This is a genomic window from Pseudomonas sp. 18-147 (assembly GCF_051048045.1).
GTDB classification, from domain to species: domain Bacteria; phylum Pseudomonadota; class Gammaproteobacteria; order Pseudomonadales; family Pseudomonadaceae; genus Pseudomonas; species Pseudomonas aeruginosa.
In genome coordinates this window covers 3,215,190-3,233,126 of sequence record NZ_CP182296.1, presented here as the reverse complement: position 1 = coordinate 3,233,126, position 17,937 = coordinate 3,215,190, and the positions used below count along the sequence as shown (strand labels likewise).

At 68.7% G+C, this 17,937-nt stretch carries 16 protein-coding genes; 13 read left to right on the top strand and 3 right to left on the bottom strand.

Going from position 1 to position 17,937, the window contains the following annotated elements; genetic code table 11:
- From ACM0M4_RS15345 to ACM0M4_RS15325, 5 genes are all read left to right on the top strand, one after another.
- Positions 1–1,437 (top strand): biofilm formation protein PslJ, encoded by a 1,437-nt coding sequence (locus tag ACM0M4_RS15345; RefSeq protein ID WP_003089234.1) that lies wholly within the window; start codon positions 1–3, stop codon positions 1,435–1,437.
- A 1-nt stretch (position 1,438) separates the two neighbouring features.
- Positions 1,439–2,848, top strand: coding sequence for a lipid II flippase MurJ (locus ACM0M4_RS15340; protein ID WP_003113723.1), 1,410 nt, complete (start codon positions 1,439–1,441; stop codon positions 2,846–2,848).
- Positions 2,849–2,930: 82 nt separating this feature from the next.
- Positions 2,931–3,998, top strand: coding sequence for an acyltransferase family protein (locus ACM0M4_RS15335; RefSeq protein WP_003160261.1), 1,068 nt, complete (start codon positions 2,931–2,933; stop codon positions 3,996–3,998).
- A gap of 186 nt (positions 3,999–4,184) precedes the next feature.
- Positions 4,185–5,918 (top strand): FAD-dependent oxidoreductase, encoded by a 1,734-nt coding sequence (locus ACM0M4_RS15330; RefSeq protein ID WP_003113725.1) that lies wholly within the window; start codon positions 4,185–4,187, stop codon positions 5,916–5,918.
- 55 nt (positions 5,919–5,973) lie between these two features.
- Positions 5,974–6,975 carry a DNA topoisomerase IB gene (locus ACM0M4_RS15325; RefSeq protein ID WP_003113726.1) on the top strand — a complete coding sequence of 334 codons (1,002 nt, stop codon included), beginning with the start codon at positions 5,974–5,976 and terminating at the stop codon, positions 6,973–6,975.
- Here the strand turns inward: ACM0M4_RS15325 and ACM0M4_RS15320 are convergent, their stop codons facing one another.
- Entirely contained in the window at positions 6,976–7,269 is a 294-nt protein-coding gene (locus ACM0M4_RS15320; RefSeq protein WP_221345563.1) for a hypothetical protein, read from the bottom strand.
- Positions 7,270–7,340: 71 nt separating this feature from the next.
- Positions 7,341–7,802 carry an Lrp/AsnC family transcriptional regulator gene (locus tag ACM0M4_RS15315; protein WP_003089245.1) on the bottom strand — a complete coding sequence of 154 codons (462 nt, stop codon included), beginning with the start codon at positions 7,800–7,802 and terminating at the stop codon, positions 7,341–7,343.
- Positions 7,803–7,941: 139 nt separating this feature from the next.
- Here ACM0M4_RS15315 and ACM0M4_RS15310 point away from each other — a divergent pair, with 139 nt between their 5' ends.
- From ACM0M4_RS15310 to lpdA, 5 genes are read left to right on the top strand one after another with little or no spacing between them, the layout of a single operon-like run.
- A complete protein-coding gene (locus ACM0M4_RS15310; RefSeq protein ID WP_009315775.1) occupies positions 7,942–8,070 on the top strand; it encodes a hypothetical protein in 129 nt (42 codons plus the stop codon).
- 41 nt (positions 8,071–8,111) lie between these two features.
- Positions 8,112–9,344 carry a 3-methyl-2-oxobutanoate dehydrogenase (2-methylpropanoyl-transferring) subunit alpha gene (locus tag ACM0M4_RS15305; protein ID WP_003111886.1) on the top strand — a complete coding sequence of 411 codons (1,233 nt, stop codon included), beginning with the start codon at positions 8,112–8,114 and terminating at the stop codon, positions 9,342–9,344.
- Positions 9,341–10,393: an alpha-ketoacid dehydrogenase subunit beta gene (locus ACM0M4_RS15300; protein WP_003089248.1), complete on the top strand. Its 1,053-nt coding sequence runs from the start codon at positions 9,341–9,343 to the stop codon at positions 10,391–10,393. Before ACM0M4_RS15305 ends, ACM0M4_RS15300 begins: the two co-directional genes overlap by 4 nt.
- Complete coding sequence (locus ACM0M4_RS15295) at positions 10,394–11,680, top strand: dihydrolipoamide acetyltransferase family protein (RefSeq protein WP_003124668.1); 1,287 nt, start codon at positions 10,394–10,396, stop codon at positions 11,678–11,680. It begins immediately after the preceding gene.
- A gap of 3 nt (positions 11,681–11,683) precedes the next feature.
- Positions 11,684–13,078, top strand: a complete 1,395-nt coding sequence (lpdA, locus tag ACM0M4_RS15290; RefSeq protein ID WP_003120146.1) for a dihydrolipoyl dehydrogenase — start codon at positions 11,684–11,686, stop codon at positions 13,076–13,078.
- Positions 13,079–13,209: 131 nt separating this feature from the next.
- Here lpdA and ACM0M4_RS15285 read toward each other — a convergent pair whose 3' ends face one another.
- The gene (locus ACM0M4_RS15285; protein WP_003117809.1) at positions 13,210–14,028 is read right to left on the bottom strand and encodes a transcriptional regulator; all 819 of its coding nucleotides are present in this window, start codon (positions 14,026–14,028) and stop codon (positions 13,210–13,212) included.
- A 168-nt stretch (positions 14,029–14,196) separates the two neighbouring features.
- On the opposite strand from ACM0M4_RS15285, the gene ACM0M4_RS15280 reads away from it, so the two are divergent.
- The 3 genes from ACM0M4_RS15280 to pvcA all read left to right on the top strand — a co-directional run bounded on the left by ACM0M4_RS15280 (position 14,197) and on the right by pvcA (position 17,929).
- On the top strand, positions 14,197–15,642 hold the full coding sequence (locus tag ACM0M4_RS15280) for an alanine/glycine:cation symporter family protein (protein WP_003113731.1): 1,446 nt from the start codon (positions 14,197–14,199) through the stop codon (positions 15,640–15,642).
- Positions 15,643–15,741: 99 nt separating this feature from the next.
- A complete protein-coding gene (locus ACM0M4_RS15275; protein WP_003113732.1) occupies positions 15,742–16,728 on the top strand; it encodes an asparaginase in 987 nt (328 codons plus the stop codon).
- 214 nt (positions 16,729–16,942) lie between these two features.
- Positions 16,943–17,929: a paerucumarin biosynthesis protein PvcA gene (gene pvcA, locus ACM0M4_RS15270; protein WP_003089256.1), complete on the top strand. Its 987-nt coding sequence runs from the start codon at positions 16,943–16,945 to the stop codon at positions 17,927–17,929.
- The last annotated feature ends 8 nt before the right edge of the window (positions 17,930–17,937 follow it).

Sequence of the window (17,937 nt, the reverse complement as noted above, 5' to 3'; positions counted from 1 at the left end):
ATGTCGTTGGGAAACCTCGTCGCTGTCGTCTTCGGCCTGGCCTTCGGCGGAGCGCTGCTGATGCTCAGCCCGGCCAAGGCCGGCGCCGCCATGGTCGGCCTGGCGGCCGCGGTCACCATCCTGCGCTTCCCGTTCTGGGGGCTGCTGCTGTTCGCCCTGGTGGCGACCTTCATGCCCTACTCCACGGTCAACGTGGGGATCCGTTCGACGGTCAGCGAAGCGATCCTCGCCCTGACCTGGGGCGCGGTGCTCTGGCACATCTTCCTCTCGCGCCTGCCGCCGGCGCCGGCGCTGCGCTACCGCTCCACCGAGCGCATGCTGCTGTGGCTGATGCTGTTCACCGTGCTGCCGTTCGTGGTCGGCCAGGTCAGCATCAAGGCCGAGGCCAGCGGCCTGTCGAACTGGCTGCGCTGGTTGCTCAACCTGTCCATCGTGTTCCTCGCCGGACGCCTGCTGGTGGAGCGCAAGAACCGCGAGACACTGGTCATCGCCCTGCTGCTGGGCACCCTGGCGATGCTGCTGATGTCCATCGCGGTGTTCATCCGCTACCGCTCGGCGTCGGGGATGGCGCCGATCCTGGCGATGTTCAACTACGCCAACCTGGACACCCTCAAGTTCGGCCTGGAGGCGCTTTCCTCGCGGATGGGCTCGCCATGGATGCACCCCAACGCCACCGGCGGGATCATGGCCCTGCTGCTGCCCCTGGCGTTCTGCTACGGGGTCGCCAACCAGGGCTGGCGGCGCGGCCTGGGCCTCGCCGTGGCGGTCCTCGGCGCCGCCGCGATCCTCCTCGCCAGTTCCCGCGGGGCGATGCTCAGCCTGGCGGTGGTGCTGTTCTGGATGTCCCTGCGCAAGGTGCCCTACACCGGCCGCCTGCTGTTGCTCGGGGTCGGCCTGGTGGTGGTCCTGGTGCTCAGCTACCCGCCGTTGCAGGAGCGCCTGGCGACCATCTTCTCGCCGCAGAACGCCAGTACCGAGGTGCGTTTCGACGAATACCGGATGTTCCCCAAGGCCGTCGCCCGCTATCCGCTGGGAATCGGCTTCAAGGTCGACCCGCCGGTGCCGGGCACCGACCTCCTGGGCATCTCCAACCTGTGGCTGAACTTCATGTACAAGGTCGGCCTCGGCGGCATGCTGCTGTTCATCGCGGTGACCTGGCGCTGGTGGCGCGAAGCCCGTCCGGAGAAAGGCCCGATCCGCCTGACCCGCGACAACGCGATCTGGCTGGGCAGTACGGGCGGCATCCTGGCGGCGCTGGTCAGCGGCCTGTTCGACCACTACTTCAGCTTCGCCGTGGTGATGATCGGCCTGTTCTGGCTGCTGGTCGGGATCAACCTGCTGGAAGCCCGCCGGCTGTTCCCGGAACGCCAGCCGCAACCGCGGGCGGTGGGTTATCGCAAGCTCAAGCGACAGCTCGAGCGCGGGGCCGAGGCCTGAGATGCTCGGCTCCGCCTTCTGGCTGACCCTTGCCACCCTGCTCGGCCTGTGCCTGGGCTTCGCCCGCGAATGGCTGCTGGTGGCCTCCTGGGGCGCCGGCGAGCGCAGCGACGCCTTCCTCATCGCCCTGTTCCTGCCCGAGGCCCTGCGCATGTCGCTGGCCGGCGGCGTGCTCAGCGCGGCGGCCCTGCCACTGTTTCTCGAACGCCAGGGCGAACGTCGCCTCGACTGGCTGGCGGCGATCCTCCCGGCGCTGCTCGGTATCGCCGTGGCGCTCAGCCTCCTGCTGCTGGCGGCGGCGCCCTGGCTGGTGCGCTTGCTCGGCCCGGGCCTGGCCGAGACGGCCAGCGCCCAGGCCGCGGCCAACTTGCGGGTCCTCGCCTGGTGCGTGCCGGGGCTGATGCTCCATGCGCTATTCAGCATCCCCCTGCAGGCCGCCGAGCGCTTCGTCCTGGCCGGGCTCGGCTCGCTGCTGTTCAATCTACCGCCGGTGCTCTACCTGGCCTTGCACGGCCAGGCCAGCCAGCCCGAACAACTGGCCCTGGCCTGCCTGCTCGGCAGCCTGCTGATGCCGCTGGTGCTGCTGCCTTCGCTATGGATCGAGGGCTGGCGGCCCTGGCACTGGCGCCTTTCCGGCGTCGAACTGGGCGAGCTTGGCGGGCGCATCGCTCCGCTGCTGCTGAGCAACGCCGCCAGCCAGGGCCTGGCGCTGGTCGAGCGGCTGGTGGCCTCGCTGCTCGGCGAAGGCGCGGTGACCTGGGTCAACCTGGCGCGCAAGCTGATGAACCTGCCGCTGATCGCCCTGATGAGCCTCAACCAGGTGTTGCTCGGCATGATGAGCCGACGCCAGGGTGGCGAGCGTCTGGCCCTGCTTCGCCGCGGCCTGGAGACCGCCAGCCTGCTGACCCTGCCGGCCGGGGTCGGGCTGGTCGCTGCCGCACCCGGCCTGGTGGCCCTGTTGCTGCCGCGGCAGACCGCCGGCTCGCCGTTGCCGGCGCTGCTGGCCTGGTTCGCCGTGCCACTGGTGTTCGGCGCCTGGAATGCCTTGCTGGCGCGTTACGCCTACGCCGCCGGCGATACTCGCCTGCCGCTGCGCTGCGAGCTGCTCGGCAGCGCGCTGAACGCCGCGCTGCTGGCGGTCCTGCCGTTGATTTTCGGACTGCCGGGGATTCCCCTCGCGGCCCTTGGCGGGGTGCTCTGCACCGCGCTGCTGCTGATGCGTCGCCAGGCCCTGCTCGGCGCCCTGCCCTGGGCCCGGCTGTGGCTACTGAACGCCCTGGCCATGGCGCTCGCCGCCGGCCTGCTGTTCCGCATCGACGGTATCTGGCTGCAATTGGGCCTGGGCACCGTCGCCGGCTGCCTGGCGCTGCTCGGCATGGCGCTCTGGCTGCGGCCCTGGCGCACCGATTGACCCATGGCTCCGGGTAGGGAGCCTGGCCCTGGGGGCCTTCGAACAACCACTGTGAGTTAGCGCGTCAAGCGGGAGTTGCAAAGTGAAAAAACGCTGGATTCAGATGGATGTGACCCGCGGCGTGGGCATCCTGATCATCGTCTTCGGGCACAGCTGGTTCGTCGCCAGTTCGCCGACCGTGCTCTATCCGTTGCTCTCTCCGTTCATCCTGCCACTGTTCTTCTTCATTTCCGGGGTGTTCTTCAGGACCGAGCAACCCTTCGGCGAGATGGCCCTGCGCAAGGCCGACGCCCTCCTCAAGCCGTTCTTCGTGACCATGCTCGGCTACGTCATCCTCCGCGACCTGCTGCGCGGCCAGCCGCTGCTGCCGGACATCGGCGGAGTGCTGTACGCCTCGGTCGACACCCTGCCCTGGCAGGCGCTCTGGTACCTGCCGCACTTCTGGGTAGCGACCCTGTTCGCCTGGTTCATGCTGCGCGTCATCCAGCGTCTCGGCCTGTCCCTCGCCGCCAGTTGCGTGCTGCTGGCCGTGCAACTGGGCCTGGGCATCCTGTTCCTCAAGACGTTCTGGCAGATCCCGGTGGAGTTCGGCGGCGAACAGTACCTGCTGCCGGGCCTGCCGTTCAGCCTGGACATCACCCTGATCAGCAGCGCCCACTTCATGTTCGGCTATGTCCTGCGCGACGTCCTGCGTCGCCACCAGAGTTCGTTGCTGACCCTGTGCATCGCCCTTGCCGTGACCACCGCCAGCTTCCTCTACTACCCGACGGTGGTGGACATGGCGCAGCGCCGCTACGACCACTGGTTCTGGGCCACCGTCCAGGCAGTGAGCGGCGTCTACCTGTGCTGGGCGCTGTCCGGGCTGATGATGAAGATCGACTGGCTGGGCAAGGCGATGACCTACATCGGCCAGTCGACCCTGATCCTGCTGATCTTCCACGGCGAGATCCAGCACAAGACCTTCAACCTGCTGGTCCACCTGGGTCTGTCGGAACCGGCCGCTGCCAGCGTCGCCCTGGTGATCTCGGTGATCGTCTCGCTGCTGATCGGCGAAGTGATCAAGCGCGTCGCGCTGCTGCGCGCCCTCTACTTTCCCTTCCCGGTGCGCAAGAAGACCGCCGCGGTCCAGGGCGGCGGCGAAGCGCGCTGACGCCCTCGGCCCGGTGCGCCTGCGCCGGGCCTTTCCCCTCCCGTCTCCCTTTTCCCTAACGGGCGGCCGACCTCGCTTCGACCTGGCCGATGATCGCCCGCTCCTTTCGCTGAGCGGGTTGGTACGCGGGCATTGCCTCCCTAGAATATGGAACATCGTTCCGAAATCTTGAAAAAGGGAGAAGCCATGACCTCTGCGGCCGTCGAGACCACCCCGCTAACCTGTGACGTGCTGGTCGTCGGCTCCGGCGCCGCCGGGCTGGCGGCGGCGGTGACCGCGGCCTGGCACGGGCGCCGGGTAGTCCTGGTGGAGAAGGACCCGGTGTTCGGCGGCGCCAGCGCCTGGTCCGGCGGCTGGGCCTGGTTGCCGCGCAACCCGCTGGCGCGTCGCGCCGGTATCGAGGAGGACATCGAGCAACCGCGTACCTACCTGCGCCACGAACTGGGCGAGCGTTACGACGCCGCGCGGATCGACGCCTTCCTCGAAGCCTGCCCGCACATGGTGGCCTTCTTCGAGCGCCACACCCACCTGCGGTTCGTCGACGGCAACGGCATCCCGGACATGCATGGCGACACGCCGGGCGCCGCCGAGGGCGGCCACCAGTTGGTCGCCGCGCCCTATGACGCACGGCAACTGGGCCCGCTGCTGCCGCGCCTGCGCAAGACCCTGCGGGAGACCTCGTTCATGGGCATGCCGATCATGGCCGGTGCCGACCTCGCCGCCTTCCTCGACCTGACCCGCTCGCTGCCGGCCTTCCTGCATGTCGCCCGGCGCTTTTCCAGCCACCTCTGGCACCTGCTGCGCTACGGTCGCGCCATGCACCTGGTCAATGGCGTGGCCCTGGTAGCGCGCCTGGCCAAGTCCGCCGAAGCCCTGGGTGTGCGCCTGATCGAATCGGCGCCAGCCCGCGAACTGCTGCTGCGTGACGGCAAGGTGGTCGGCGCGCTGGTCGAGAGCGCCGAGGGACTCCTGCGCATCGAGGCAGGCGCCGTGGTCCTGGCCTGCGGCGGCTTTCCCCATGATCCGCAGCGCCGCGCCGAGCTGGCCCCCACCCTGGACACCCTGCTGCCGCTGCCGCCGCCGGGCTGCAACGGCGACGGCTTGCGCCTGGGGGAAAGCGCCGGCGGCCGGGTGGCCGACGACCTGCGCTCGCCGATCGCCTGGGCGCCGGTCTCGCGAGTTCCCCACGGCGATGGCGAGACCGGGCACTTCCCGCACATCATCGAGCGCGGCAAGCCCGGGCTGATCGGCGTGCTGGCCAACGGCAGGCGCTTCGTCAATGAGGCGCACGGTTACCACGACTATGTCGCCGCCCTGCTCGAGGCCACCCCGCCCGGGCAGCCGGCACGCTCCTGGCTGGTCTGCGACCGGCGCTTCCTGCGTCGCTACGGCCTCGGCTACGTGCGTCCGGCGCCGCTGCCGATCGCCGCGCACCTGCGCAGCGGCTATCTCAAGCGCGGGACCAGCCTGGATCAGTTGGCAAGGAGCTGCGGCATCGACCCGTCCGGCCTGGCCGCCACCGTCGCCGAATACAACCGCCACGCCCGCGAGGGCCGCGACCCAGAGTTCGGCCGCGGCGGCACGGCATTCAACCGCAAGCAGGGCGACCCGGCGTATCCGGGGCCGAATCCCTGCGTCGCCCCCATCGAACGCGGACCGTACTACGCGGTGCAGGTCGAGCCCGGCTGCTTCGGCACCTTCGCCGGGCTGAAGACCGACGCCCAGGCCCGCGTGCTGGACGGCGGCGGGCAGCCGATCCCCGGCCTGTACGCGGCGGGCGCGGACATGGCGAGCCTGTTCGCCGGCCACTATCCCTCCGGCGGCATCAACCTGGGGCCGGCGCTGACCTTCGGCTACATCGCCGGCCGCCATATCGCCGGCGCCCTCGGCTACGAGCAGGAGCAAGCGCAGCGCGGTTGAACGTTCCAGCGGGCGCAGCGGCCTAAACAGGCAAGCTTTCCTTCGGAACCCAAGCATGAGCGCAGCGCCACCGGATATCCCCGCCCTGCCCGCCGGCCTCTGCTACGTCGACGACCGCCAGCCGGGCATCCGTCGACGCCGGCAGGGCAAGCGCTTCGTCTATTTCGATGCCGACGGCCAGCGCATCGGCGACGCCGAGGAGATCCGCCGGCTGGACAAGCTGGCCATTCCGCCGGCCTATCGCGAGGTCTGGATCTGTCCCGACCCCAACGGCCATCTCCAGGCCACCGGCCGCGACGCCCGTGGGCGCAAGCAGTACCGCTACCACCCGCGCTGGCGCGAGGTACGCGATGCCGACAAGTACGAGCGCCTGCTGCGCTTCGGCCAGGCGCTGCCGCGGCTGCGCCGGCACATCGACGCCCAGTTGCGCCTGCCCGGCCTCGGTCGCGACAAGGTGGTGGCCCTGGCGGTTGCGCTGCTCGACGCCACCCTGATCCGCGTCGGCAACCACCGCTACGCCCGCGACAACCGCTCCTACGGCCTGACCACCCTGCGTACCCGGCACGTGGACGTGAACGGCAGTCGCATCCGGTTCCGCTTCAAGGGCAAGAGCGGCATCGAGCACGACGTCAGCCTGGAGCATCCGCGCCTGGCGCGGGTGCTGCGGCGCTGCCTGGAATTGCCCGGCCAGGACCTCTTGCAGTACCTGGACGAGGACGGCCAGCCGCACCGCATCGGCTCCCACGACATCAACGAGTACCTGCGCCGGCATACCGGCGAGGATTTCAGCGCCAAGGACTACCGTACCTGGGCCGGCAGCGCGCTGGCGCTGGAGCGCCTGCGGCGTGCCGAAGCCGACGGGCTTGGCGCGGTGGTGGCGGAGGTCGCCGCCGAATTGGGCAACAGCGTGGCGATCTGCCGGCAATGCTACATCCACCCGGCGATCATCGAGGCCTACCAGGCCGGGCAACTGGGCCAGCTCAGGCGCGCCCGCAAGCGCCGCTGGCTGAGTGCCGAGGAAGCGACCCTGCTGGCCTTCCTCGACACGCCCGGCTGATCAGTTGCCCGGGTGCGGACCGATGCCGTGCCGGCGCAGCAGGCCGAGCAGGCGGCCAATCTCGGTCTGGCAGGCTTCCAGTTCCTTGCGCAGGGTGTGTTCGCGGCGCTGCTGCTCCAGCTTCACGCGTTCGAGTTCGGCGCGCGCCTCACGGCGGATCTGCCGCTCGCGCTCCTTGTCGGAATGCTCGGCGCCGAGGGCCTCTTCGGCCTTGCGCGCGCGGTATTCGCGCATCCGCTGGGCGGCCGACTTGGCCTTGCCGCTCGGCTTGGGCCCGGGTTTGCTGGCTTTCATGAACGCCTCTATCTGCGTAACGTTACGCAATCAGAATAGCGTAACGTTACGCAGATAGACAGGGTCTATGCTTAGAGCGGCGGGGCCGAGCGCAGCATCACCGACTTCAGCGCGAAGGCCGACTTGATGCCAGCCACGCCGGGAATGCAGGTCAGGGTATTGGTGAGGAACGCCTGGTAGGCGGCGAGATCCTTGACTACAACCCGCAGCATGTAGTCCGCATCGCCGGTCATCTGGAAACAGCTCATGACCTGCGGCGCATCGACGATGCGTTCCTCGAAGCGAGCGAGGTAGTCGCCGGTCTGCTTTTCCAGGGACACCGAGACGAACACGCTCATCGCCCCGGACAGGCGCTCCTCGTCGAGCCGGGCGAAGTAGCCCTGGATGTAGTGTTCCTCTTCCAGGCGGCGTACCCGGCGCAGCGTCGGCGTCAGCGACAGGCCGACCTTCTGGGCGAGATCGCGCCAGCTCAGGCGGCCGTCGTCGGCCAGGGCACGGAGGATTTTCAGGTCGATGCGGTCGAGTTCAGCCATGGTGCGTTGTTTCTCTTGTTAGCGATTCTTGTAGTTCAAACAACCCAATACTGCCGGAATACCTTAGTCAATTTGGAGCAAAAAACTAGCACCCGAAGCCTATACTGAAATTACAAAAACAAAACCCGAGGGCCTCACCATGAGTGACGTCACCCAGTACGACCGCGCCTGCCGTACCCCGGCATGCCTGCAACCCGCCCCCACCCACAGGACGGGAACCCGCCATCCGCCCAGTCCGCCGCTTCGAGCGCCGTTCGCCCGTTTCTGATCTCTCCAACCGTTTGGCCCGGACCGGGCCGGAGGCCTGTCATGAGTGATTACGAGCCGTTGCGTCTGCATGTCCCGGAGCCCACCGGGCGTCCTGGCTGCAAGACCGACTTTTCCTATCTGCACCTGTCCCCCGCCGGCGAGGTACGCAAGCCGCCGGTGGATGTCGAGCCCGCCGAGACCAGCGACCTGGCCTACAGCCTGGTACGTGTGCTCGACGACGACGGCCACGCCGTCGGTCCCTGGAATCCGCAGCTCAGCAACGAACAACTGCTGCGCGGCATGCGGGCGATGCTCAAGACCCGCCTGTTCGACGCGCGCATGCTCACCGCGCAACGGCAGAAAAAGCTTTCCTTCTATATGCAATGCCTCGGCGAGGAAGCCATCGCCACCGCCCACACCCTGGCCCTGCGCGACGGCGACATGTGCTTTCCGACCTATCGCCAGCAAGGCATCCTGATCACCCGCGAATACCCGCTGGTGGACATGATCTGCCAGCTTCTCTCCAACGAGGCCGACCCGCTCAAGGGCCGCCAGCTGCCGATCATGTACTCGAGCAAGGAGGCAGGTTTCTTCTCCATCTCCGGCAACCTCGCCACCCAGTTCATCCAGGCGGTCGGCTGGGGCATGGCCTCGGCGATCAAGGGCGACACGCGCATCGCCTCGGCCTGGATCGGCGACGGCGCCACCGCCGAGTCGGACTTCCACACCGCCCTCACCTTCGCCCATGTCTACCGCGCGCCGGTAATCCTCAACGTGGTCAACAACCAGTGGGCGATCTCCACCTTCCAGGCCATCGCCGGCGGCGAAGGCACCACCTTCGCCAACCGTGGCGTGGGCTGCGGGATCGCCTCGCTGCGGGTCGACGGCAATGACTTCCTGGCGGTCTACGCCGCCTCCGAGTGGGCCGCCGAGCGCGCCCGGCGCAACCTCGGGCCGAGCCTGATCGAATGGGTCACCTACCGCGCCGGCCCGCACTCGACTTCGGACGACCCGTCCAAGTACCGCCCCGCCGACGACTGGACCAACTTCCCGCTGGGCGACCCGATCGCCCGCCTGAAGCGGCACATGATCGGCCTCGGCATCTGGTCGGAGGAACAGCACGAAGCCACCCACAAGGCCCTCGAAGCCGAAGTACTGGCCGCGCAGAAACAGGCGGAGAGCCATGGCACCCTGATCGACGGCCGGGTGCCGAGCGCCGCCAGCATGTTCGAGGACGTCTATGCAGAACTGCCGGAGCACCTGCGCCGGCAACGCCAGGAGCTCGGGGTATGAATGCCATGAACCCGCAACACGAGAACGCCCAGACGGTCACCAGCATGACCATGATCCAGGCGCTGCGCTCGGCGATGGACATCATGCTCGAGCGCGACGACGACGTGGTGGTATTCGGCCAGGACGTCGGCTACTTCGGCGGCGTGTTCCGCTGCACCGAAGGCCTGCAGAAGAAATACGGCACCTCGCGGGTGTTCGATGCGCCGATCTCCGAGAGCGGCATCATCGGCGCCGCGGTCGGCATGGGTGCCTACGGCCTGCGCCCGGTGGTGGAGATCCAGTTCGCCGACTACGTCTACCCGGCCTCCGACCAGTTGATCTCCGAGGCGGCGCGCCTGCGCTATCGCTCGGCCGGCGACTTCATCGTGCCGATGACCGTACGCATGCCCTGTGGCGGCGGCATCTACGGCGGGCAGACGCACAGCCAGAGCCCGGAGGCGATGTTCACCCAGGTCTGCGGCCTGCGCACGGTGATGCCGTCCAACCCCTACGACGCCAAGGGCCTGCTGATCGCCTGCATCGAGAACGACGACCCGGTGATCTTCCTCGAGCCCAAGCGCCTCTACAACGGCCCGTTCGATGGCCACCACGACCGCCCGGTGACGCCCTGGTCCAAGCATCCGGCCAGCCAGGTGCCGGACGGCTACTACAAGGTGCCGCTGGACAAGGCGGCGATCGTCCGCCCCGGCGCGGCGCTGACCGTGCTGACCTACGGCACCATGGTCTACGTGGCCCAGGCCGCGGCCGACGAGACCGGCCTGGACGCCGAGATCATCGACCTGCGCAGCCTCTGGCCGCTGGACCTGGAAACCATCGTCGCCTCGGTGAAGAAGACCGGCCGCTGCGTCATCGCCCACGAGGCGACCCGCACCTGCGGGTTCGGCGCCGAGCTGATGTCGCTGGTGCAGGAGCACTGCTTCCACCACCTGGAGGCGCCGATCGAGCGCGTCACCGGTTGGGACACCCCCTACCCGCATGCCCAGGAGTGGGCGTATTTCCCCGGCCCCGCGCGCGTCGGCGCGGCATTCAAGCGTGTGATGGAGGTCTGAATGGGTACCCATGTGATCAAGATGCCGGACATCGGGGAAGGCATCGCCGAGGTCGAACTGGTGGAGTGGCATGTCCAGGTCGGCGACTCGGTCAATGAAGACCAGGTCCTCGCCGAGGTGATGACCGACAAGGCCACGGTGGAGATTCCCTCGCCGGTGGCCGGACGCATCCTCGCCCTCGGCGGCCAGCCGGGCCAGGTGATGGCGGTGGGCGGCGAACTGATCCGCCTGGAGGTGGAAGGCGCCGGCAACCTCGCCGAGAGTCCGGCCGCGGCGACGCCGGCCGCGCCCGTCGCCGCCACCCCGGAGAAACCGAAGGAAGCCCCGGTCGCGGCGCCGAAAGCCGCCGCCGAAGCGCCGCGCGCCTTGCGCGACAGCGAGGCGCCACGGCAGCGGCGCCAGCCCGGCGAACGCCCGCTGGCCTCCCCCGCGGTGCGCCAGCGCGCCCGCGACCTGGGCATCGAGTTGCAGTTCGTGCAGGGCAGCGGTCCCGCCGGACGCGTCCTCCACGAGGACCTCGATGCCTACCTGACCCAGGATGGCAGCGTCGCGCGCAGCGGCGCCGCCGCGCAGGGGTATGCCGAGCGACACGACGAACAGGCGGTGCCGGTGATCGGCCTGCGTCGCAAGATCGCCCAGAAGATGCAGGACGCCAAGCGACGCATCCCGCATTTCAGCTATGTCGAGGAAATCGACGTCACCGATCTGGAAGCCCTGCGCGCCCATCTCAACCAGAAATGGGGTGGCCAGCGCGGCAAGCTGACCCTGCTGCCGTTCCTGGTCCGCGCCATGGTCGTGGCGCTGCGCGACTTCCCGCAGTTGAACGCGCGCTACGACGACGAGGCCGAGGTGGTCACCCGCTACGGCGCGGTGCACGTCGGCATCGCCACCCAGAGCGACAACGGCCTGATGGTGCCGGTGCTGCGCCACGCCGAATCGCGCGACCTCTGGGGCAACGCCAGCGAAGTGGCGCGCCTGGCCGAAGCCGCACGCAGCGGCAAGGCGCAACGCCAGGAGCTGTCCGGCTCGACCATCACCCTGAGCAGCCTCGGCGCGCTCGGCGGGATCGTCAGCACACCGGTGATCAACCATCCGGAGGTGGCCATCGTCGGCGTCAACCGCATCGTCGAGCGACCGATGGTGGTCGGCGGCAACATCGTCGTGCGCAAGATGATGAACCTCTCCTCCTCCTTCGACCACCGGGTCGTCGACGGGATGGACGCGGCGGCCTTCATCCAGGCCGTGCGCGGCCTGCTCGAACATCCTGCCACCCTGTTCCTGGAGTAAGCGATGAGCCAGATCCTGAAGACTTCCCTGCTGATCGTCGGCGGCGGTCCCGGCGGCTACGTCGCGGCGATCCGTGCCGGGCAACTGGGCATTCCCACCGTACTGGTGGAGGGCGCCGCCCTCGGCGGCACCTGCCTGAACGTCGGCTGCATCCCGTCGAAGGCGCTGATCCACGCCGCCGAGGAATACCTCAAGGCCCGCCACTATGCCGGCCGGTCGGCGCTGGGCATCCAGGTACAGGCGCCGAGCATCGACATCGCCCGCACCGTGGAATGGAAGGACGCCATCGTCGACCGCCTCACCAGCGGCGTCGCCGCGCTGCTGAAGAAACACGGGGTCGATGTCGTCCAGGGCTGGGCGAGGATCCTCGACGGCAAAAGCGTGGCGGTCGAACTCGCCGGCGGCGGCAGCCAGCGCATCGAGTGCGAGCACCTGCTGCTGGCCGCCGGCTCGCAGAGCGTCGAGCTACCGATCCTGCCGCTGGGCGGCAAGGTGATCTCCTCCACCGAGGCGCTGGCGCCCGGCAGCCTGCCCAAGCGCCTGGTGGTGGTCGGCGGCGGCTACATCGGCCTGGAGCTGGGTACCGCCTACCGCAAGCTCGGCGTCGAGGTGGCGGTGGTGGAAGCGCAACCGCGCATCCTGCCGGGCTACGACGAGGAACTGACCAAGCCGGTAGCCCAGGCCTTGCGCAAACTGGGCGTCGAGCTGTACCTCGGGCACAGCCTGCTGGGCCCGAGCGAGAACGGCGTGCGGGTCCGCGACGGCGCCGGCGAGGAGCGCGAGATCGCCGCCGACCAGGTACTGGTGGCGGTCGGCCGCAAGCCGCGCAGCGAAGGCTGGAACCTGGAAAGCCTGGGCCTGGACATGAACGGCCGGGCGGTGAAGGTCGACGACCAGTGCCGCACCTCGATGCGCAATGTCTGGGCCATAGGCGATCTCGCCGGCGAGCCGATGCTCGCGCACCGGGCCATGGCCCAGGGCGAGATGGTCGCCGAGCTGATCGCCGGCAAGCGTCGCCAGTTCGCCCCGGTGGCGATCCCCGCGGTGTGCTTCACCGATCCGGAAGTGGTGGTCGCCGGGTTGTCCCCGGAGCAGGCGAAGGATGCCGGCCTGGACTGCCTGGTGGCGAGTTTCCCGTTCGCCGCCAACGGCCGCGCCATGACCCTGGAGGCCAACGAAGGCTTCGTCCGCGTGGTGGCGCGTCGCGACAACCACCTGGTCGTCGGCTGGCAGGCGGTGGGCAAGGCGGTCTCGGAACTGTCCACGGCCTTCGCCCAGTCGCTGGAGATGGGCGCCCGCCTGGAAGACATCGCCGGCACCATCCACGCCCATCCGACCCTCGGCGAAGCGGTCCAGGAAGCCGCCCTGCGCGCGCTGGGACACGCCCTGCACATCTGATTCCCGCGAACCTCGGTAGCCGGCCAACACCGGCGCACATTACCCCCTTGCCCGTCGGGCAAGGGGGCTTTTTTCGTGGCCGCGAACCGGGTCGTCAGCAGGTCTCACCGCCCTGCGCGATCCCCCGCCCCTCACTCCGTCTCCAGCAACCCATGCCGCAAGCTCCCCGCCGCCAGGCGCTGGCGAATATCCTCGTCGATCCGCGGATCGTCCGGGCGGTACAGGCGCACCTGGCGGTAGGCGTTGATCCGGTTGATTTCCGCACCGAGGTACTCCCAGACCACCCGGCTGCATGCCGGGGTCCGCCGGTCACCGCTGGAAACGCCCATCTTCAGGCCGTTCAGGCGGGTGATACGGCTCTTGAAACTGGGAATGAGGATGGTCTGGCTCATCTCGTTGAGAGTCAGCGACTCGTAGTCGATCAGGAACACCCGGTCCTGCAACTGGAAGGCCGCGCCGAGATAGCGGCAACGCGCCCACTCCTCCGCCTGCACGTCGGTACTGCTGGTGCGCTCCTGGCGTTCCTGGCGCTCGAAGAGGAACACGCCGTCCTCCTCGTAGAGATGCACCAGGGAGAGCAGGATGCTGCCTGGCACCGACATGCAGTTGGCATATTCGAAGTAGTAGCCGCAGTAGCGGCCCAGGTCGCCGGCCTCGGCGCGCAGCGGTTGCAGCAGCCGCAACAGCGGGTCGTTGCTGGGCTGGCGCGGCTGGGCGCTGGTGCGGGCGCCGATCAGGCGGGCGAACTGCTCGGGCGGCAAGCCCAGCTCGTAGTCCTCGACGCCGAAGAAGTCGCCGATCCGCTTGCGGTTGTACGGCGTCGGCTGGCTCTGGCCGCTGAGGTACTTGTTGAACTGTGCGCGATTGATCGCCAATTGCCGGCAAACCTCGGAAATCGAGCGGTAATGGCTGCAAAGCAGCTTGAGATTGGCGCCCAGGTGCTCGGACATCGATGGCTCCAAAACTGATGCTATGGACGCGATTCTAGCATCAGGTCGCATCAAGCAGGAGCAACCCGCGAAATTGTAACCAGGTGCGTCATGGCCAACCATGCGCCGCGCACCAAGGCGCTGCCGCAGCGCACGCCGGTACCAGAATAAGAACCGAGGTAGACCTCCATGCTTGAAATGCTCAACGATTTCCTTTCCGGAAAAGTCCTCATCGTCCTGATCGTCGGCCTGGGTGCCTACTTCACGATCCGTTCGCGTTTCGTCCAGTTCCGCCACTTCGGCCACATGTTCGGCGTATTCAGGGAATCGCTGCGCGGCCAGGCCGGCCAGCTCAGTTCCTTCCAGGCCCTGATGCTGAGCCTCGCCGGCCGGGTCGGCGCCGGCAACATCGCCGGGGTCGGCATCGCCGTGACCCTCGGCGGTCCGGGGGCGGTGTTCTGGATGTGGGTCACCGCGCTGGTCGGCATGTCCAGCAGCTTCTTCGAATGCACCCTGGCCCAGGTCTACAAGCGCAGCGACGGCGACGGCCTGTATCGCGGCGGCCCGTCCTACTACATCCAGCACGGCCTGAAGCTGCGCTCGATGGCGGTGGTCTTCGCGGTACTCCTGCTGGTGACCTACGGCTTCGCCTTCAACGGCCTGCAGTCCTACACCGTCACCCATTCGCTGCAGAACGCCTTCGGCTTCGCCCCGCAGCACACCGGGATCGCCCTGGCGGTGCTGCTCGGCGTGGTCTTCATCGGCGGCATCAAGCGCATCGCCGCGGTCTCCGACCTGCTGGTGCCGATCAAGACCCTGGCCTACATCGGCGTCACCCTGTACGTCATCGCCAGCCAGATCGAGCACGTCCCGGCAATGCTGGAAACCATCGTCAAGAGCGCCTTCGGCCTAGACCCGGCGTTCGGCGGCCTGCTCGGCAGCGCCATCGTGATGGGCGTCAAGCGTGGCGTCTTCGCCAACGAGGCCGGCCTGGGCAGCGCGCCGAACGTCGCCGCGGTCGCCGCCGTGCGCCATCCGGCGGCACAGGGCGTGGTCCAGGCCTTCAGCGTGTTCCTCGACACCTTCGTGATCTGCACCTGCACCGCCCTGCTGATCCTGCTCTCGGGCTTCTACACCCCGGGCTTCGAAGGCGACGGCATCGTCCTCACCCAGAACTCCCTGGCCGCAGTGGTCGGCGACTGGGGCCGGGTGTTCGTCAGCGTGGCCCTGTCGCTGTTCGTCTTCACCTGCATCCTCTACAACTTCTACCTGGGCGAGAACAGCCTACAGTTCCTCAGCCGCAACCGCCTGGTGCTGATCGGCTACCGCGCGCTGGTGCTGGCCCTGGTGGTCTGGGGCTCGGTGCAGGACCTGTCCACCGTGTTCGCCTTCGCCGACATCACCATGACCTGCCTGGCCTTCGTCAACCTGATGGCCCTGGCCCTGCTGTTCAAGGTCGGCCTGCGGGTGATGCGCGACTATGACGTGCAGCGCCGCGCCGGGATCAAGCAACCGGTGTTCGACTCGGCGCAGTTCGCCGACCTCGACCTGGACCGCGAAGCCTGGCCCGCCGGCCAGCGCGCCGAGCCCCCGGCGCAGGCGGACGCCGAGCCGCTGCCGAGCGGCAATCGCTGAGTCTCGCGCAGGCGCCCTCCCCCCGGAGCGGCGCCTGCGCCACAATGGTGTCCCCTCTTCGCACGTCCGGCGCGAAAAGGCCCGACACAAGGATTACGGATGCTCCCAGTCAAGAACCTCTTCGTGCTCTACACCGGCGGCACCATCGGCATGCTGCAGACCCCGCAGGGTCTGGCTCCGGCCGGTGGCTTCGAAGCGCGCATGCGCGACCACCTGCAAAGCCTCGGCGACGCCCCGGACCTGCGCTGGCGCTTCGCCGAACTGCAACCGCCGCTGGACAGCGCCAACATGACCCAGGGCAACTGGCTGGCGATGCGCGACGCCATCGTCGCCGCGCTCGACGCCGGCCACGACGGCGTGCTGCTCCTGCACGGCACCGACACCCTGGCCTACAGCGCCGCGGCGCTGTCCTTCCTGCTCCTCGACCTGCCGATCCCGGTGCTGCTGACCGGCTCCATGCTGCCGGCCGGCGCGCCGGGCAGCGATGCCTGGGACAACCTGGTCGGCGCCCTGCGCGTCCTCCAGGAGGGCCACGCGCGCGGCGTACAGGTCTATTTCAACGATGCCCTGCTGCACGGCGCGCGAGTCAGCAAGCTGCGCAGCGACGCGTTCGACGCCTTCGCCGAACTGCCGCGACCGCGCCACGCCGAGCATGCGCCGGTGCCTGCGGCGCTCGGCTACCGCCAGCCGCGCCGGGAAGTGAACCTCGCCGTGCTGCCGCTCTATCCAGGGCTGCGCGCCGCGCACCTGCGCGGGCTGCTCGACAGCGGCGTGGAAGCGCTGCTGCTGGAATGCTATGGCAGCGGCACCGGCCCGTCCGACGACGAGGAGCTGCTGGCGCTGCTGCGCGAAGCCCACGCCCGCGGCGTGCTGCTCGCCGCGGTCAGCCAGTGCGCCTACGGCCAGGTCGAGTTCGGCGTCTACGCCGCCGGCAGCCGCCTGCGCGACGCCGGCCTGCTCTCGGCTGGCGGAATGACCCGCGAGGCGGCCCTGGGCAAGCTCTTCGGCCTGCTCGGCGCCGGCCTCGGACGCGACGAAGCGCAACGCTGGTTCGCCCTCGACCTGTGCGGCGAGAACGCCGACTGACCGCCCTGCGGCCGCCCGCCGGCGGCCGCTTCCTTCAGCCCTCCCCGCGATACGCGACAACGCCGGCGGCCCGCCCGTGCCCGGCGCCCATCGTCAAGCTTCAGCGAACAGTGTTTCCGGCCTTCCCCGGTTTATCCCCCGGCGGCGAGTCCACAGGATGTCGCCTTCCGCTGCCGGCCCCGCCGGCATCCGCCCACAAGGAGGAAACACCTGCATGTACGCCATCGCCGAAGACACCCTTCCCGCACGCGTATTGAAAGAACTGTTGCTCTATCGCCGCCGTTACCCCGAGCATCGCCAGAGCGCCAGCGAAGCGGACGAGATCCGCCGCATCGAACAGGTCCAGTTGCCGCGCATCGCCGCCTTCATCGAAGCCGGCGAGCCCATTGAATTCGTCCTGCCGGCGTTTCCGGCCAAGTCGCCGAACCCCGGTAAGGTCCTCGACAGCCGTCCGGACATGGCCGAGCGCCTGTCGCTGTCGTTCCTCAACCACCTGTGCCAGCGCATCCAGCTGTTCTATGCACCCGGCGCGAAGATCACCGTCTGCTCCGATGGCCGGGTGTTCGGCGACCTGGTGAGGATCGGCGATGCGCACATCAGCGCCTACCAGGATGCCTTGCGCCTGATGATCGAGGAGATCGGCGCCACCCATATCGGCGTGTTCAACCTGGAGGACGTACGCGCCTTCGAGGCCCAGCGCGACAACCACGAGCAGCTCCGCCAGTTGCTGATCGACGGCTACGCCGAGCCGCTGGAAAGCATCCGCGAGACCCTGCTGGCCAGCGAAGAAGGCCTGCTGCTGTACCGCGCCATCACCCGTTTCCTCTACGAGGACGGCCTGACCCCCGACTACCAGGGCTCGAAGACTGCCCTGCAACGCGACGCCAAGGAGCGCGCCTACGGGGTGATCCAGCGCAGCTGGGCCTGGGGCGCGCTGCTGGCCGACCAGTTCCCCCGCGCGATCCGCCTGTCCATCCATCCGCAGCCGGCGGACAGTCTGAAGTTCGGCATCCACATGATGCCGACCCGCGACGACTGGCTGACGCCCTGGCACGGCGTGGCGGTGAACACCGAGGACCGCTTCGTGCTGATGAAGCGCAGCGAGGTGCTGGAACTCGGCGGCGAGCTGGTGCAGATCAACGGCCAGCCCAGTCACTACCGCCTGCCGGCCAGGGCCGCCCGGCGCGCCGCCGTGGCCTGAGCCCGAGG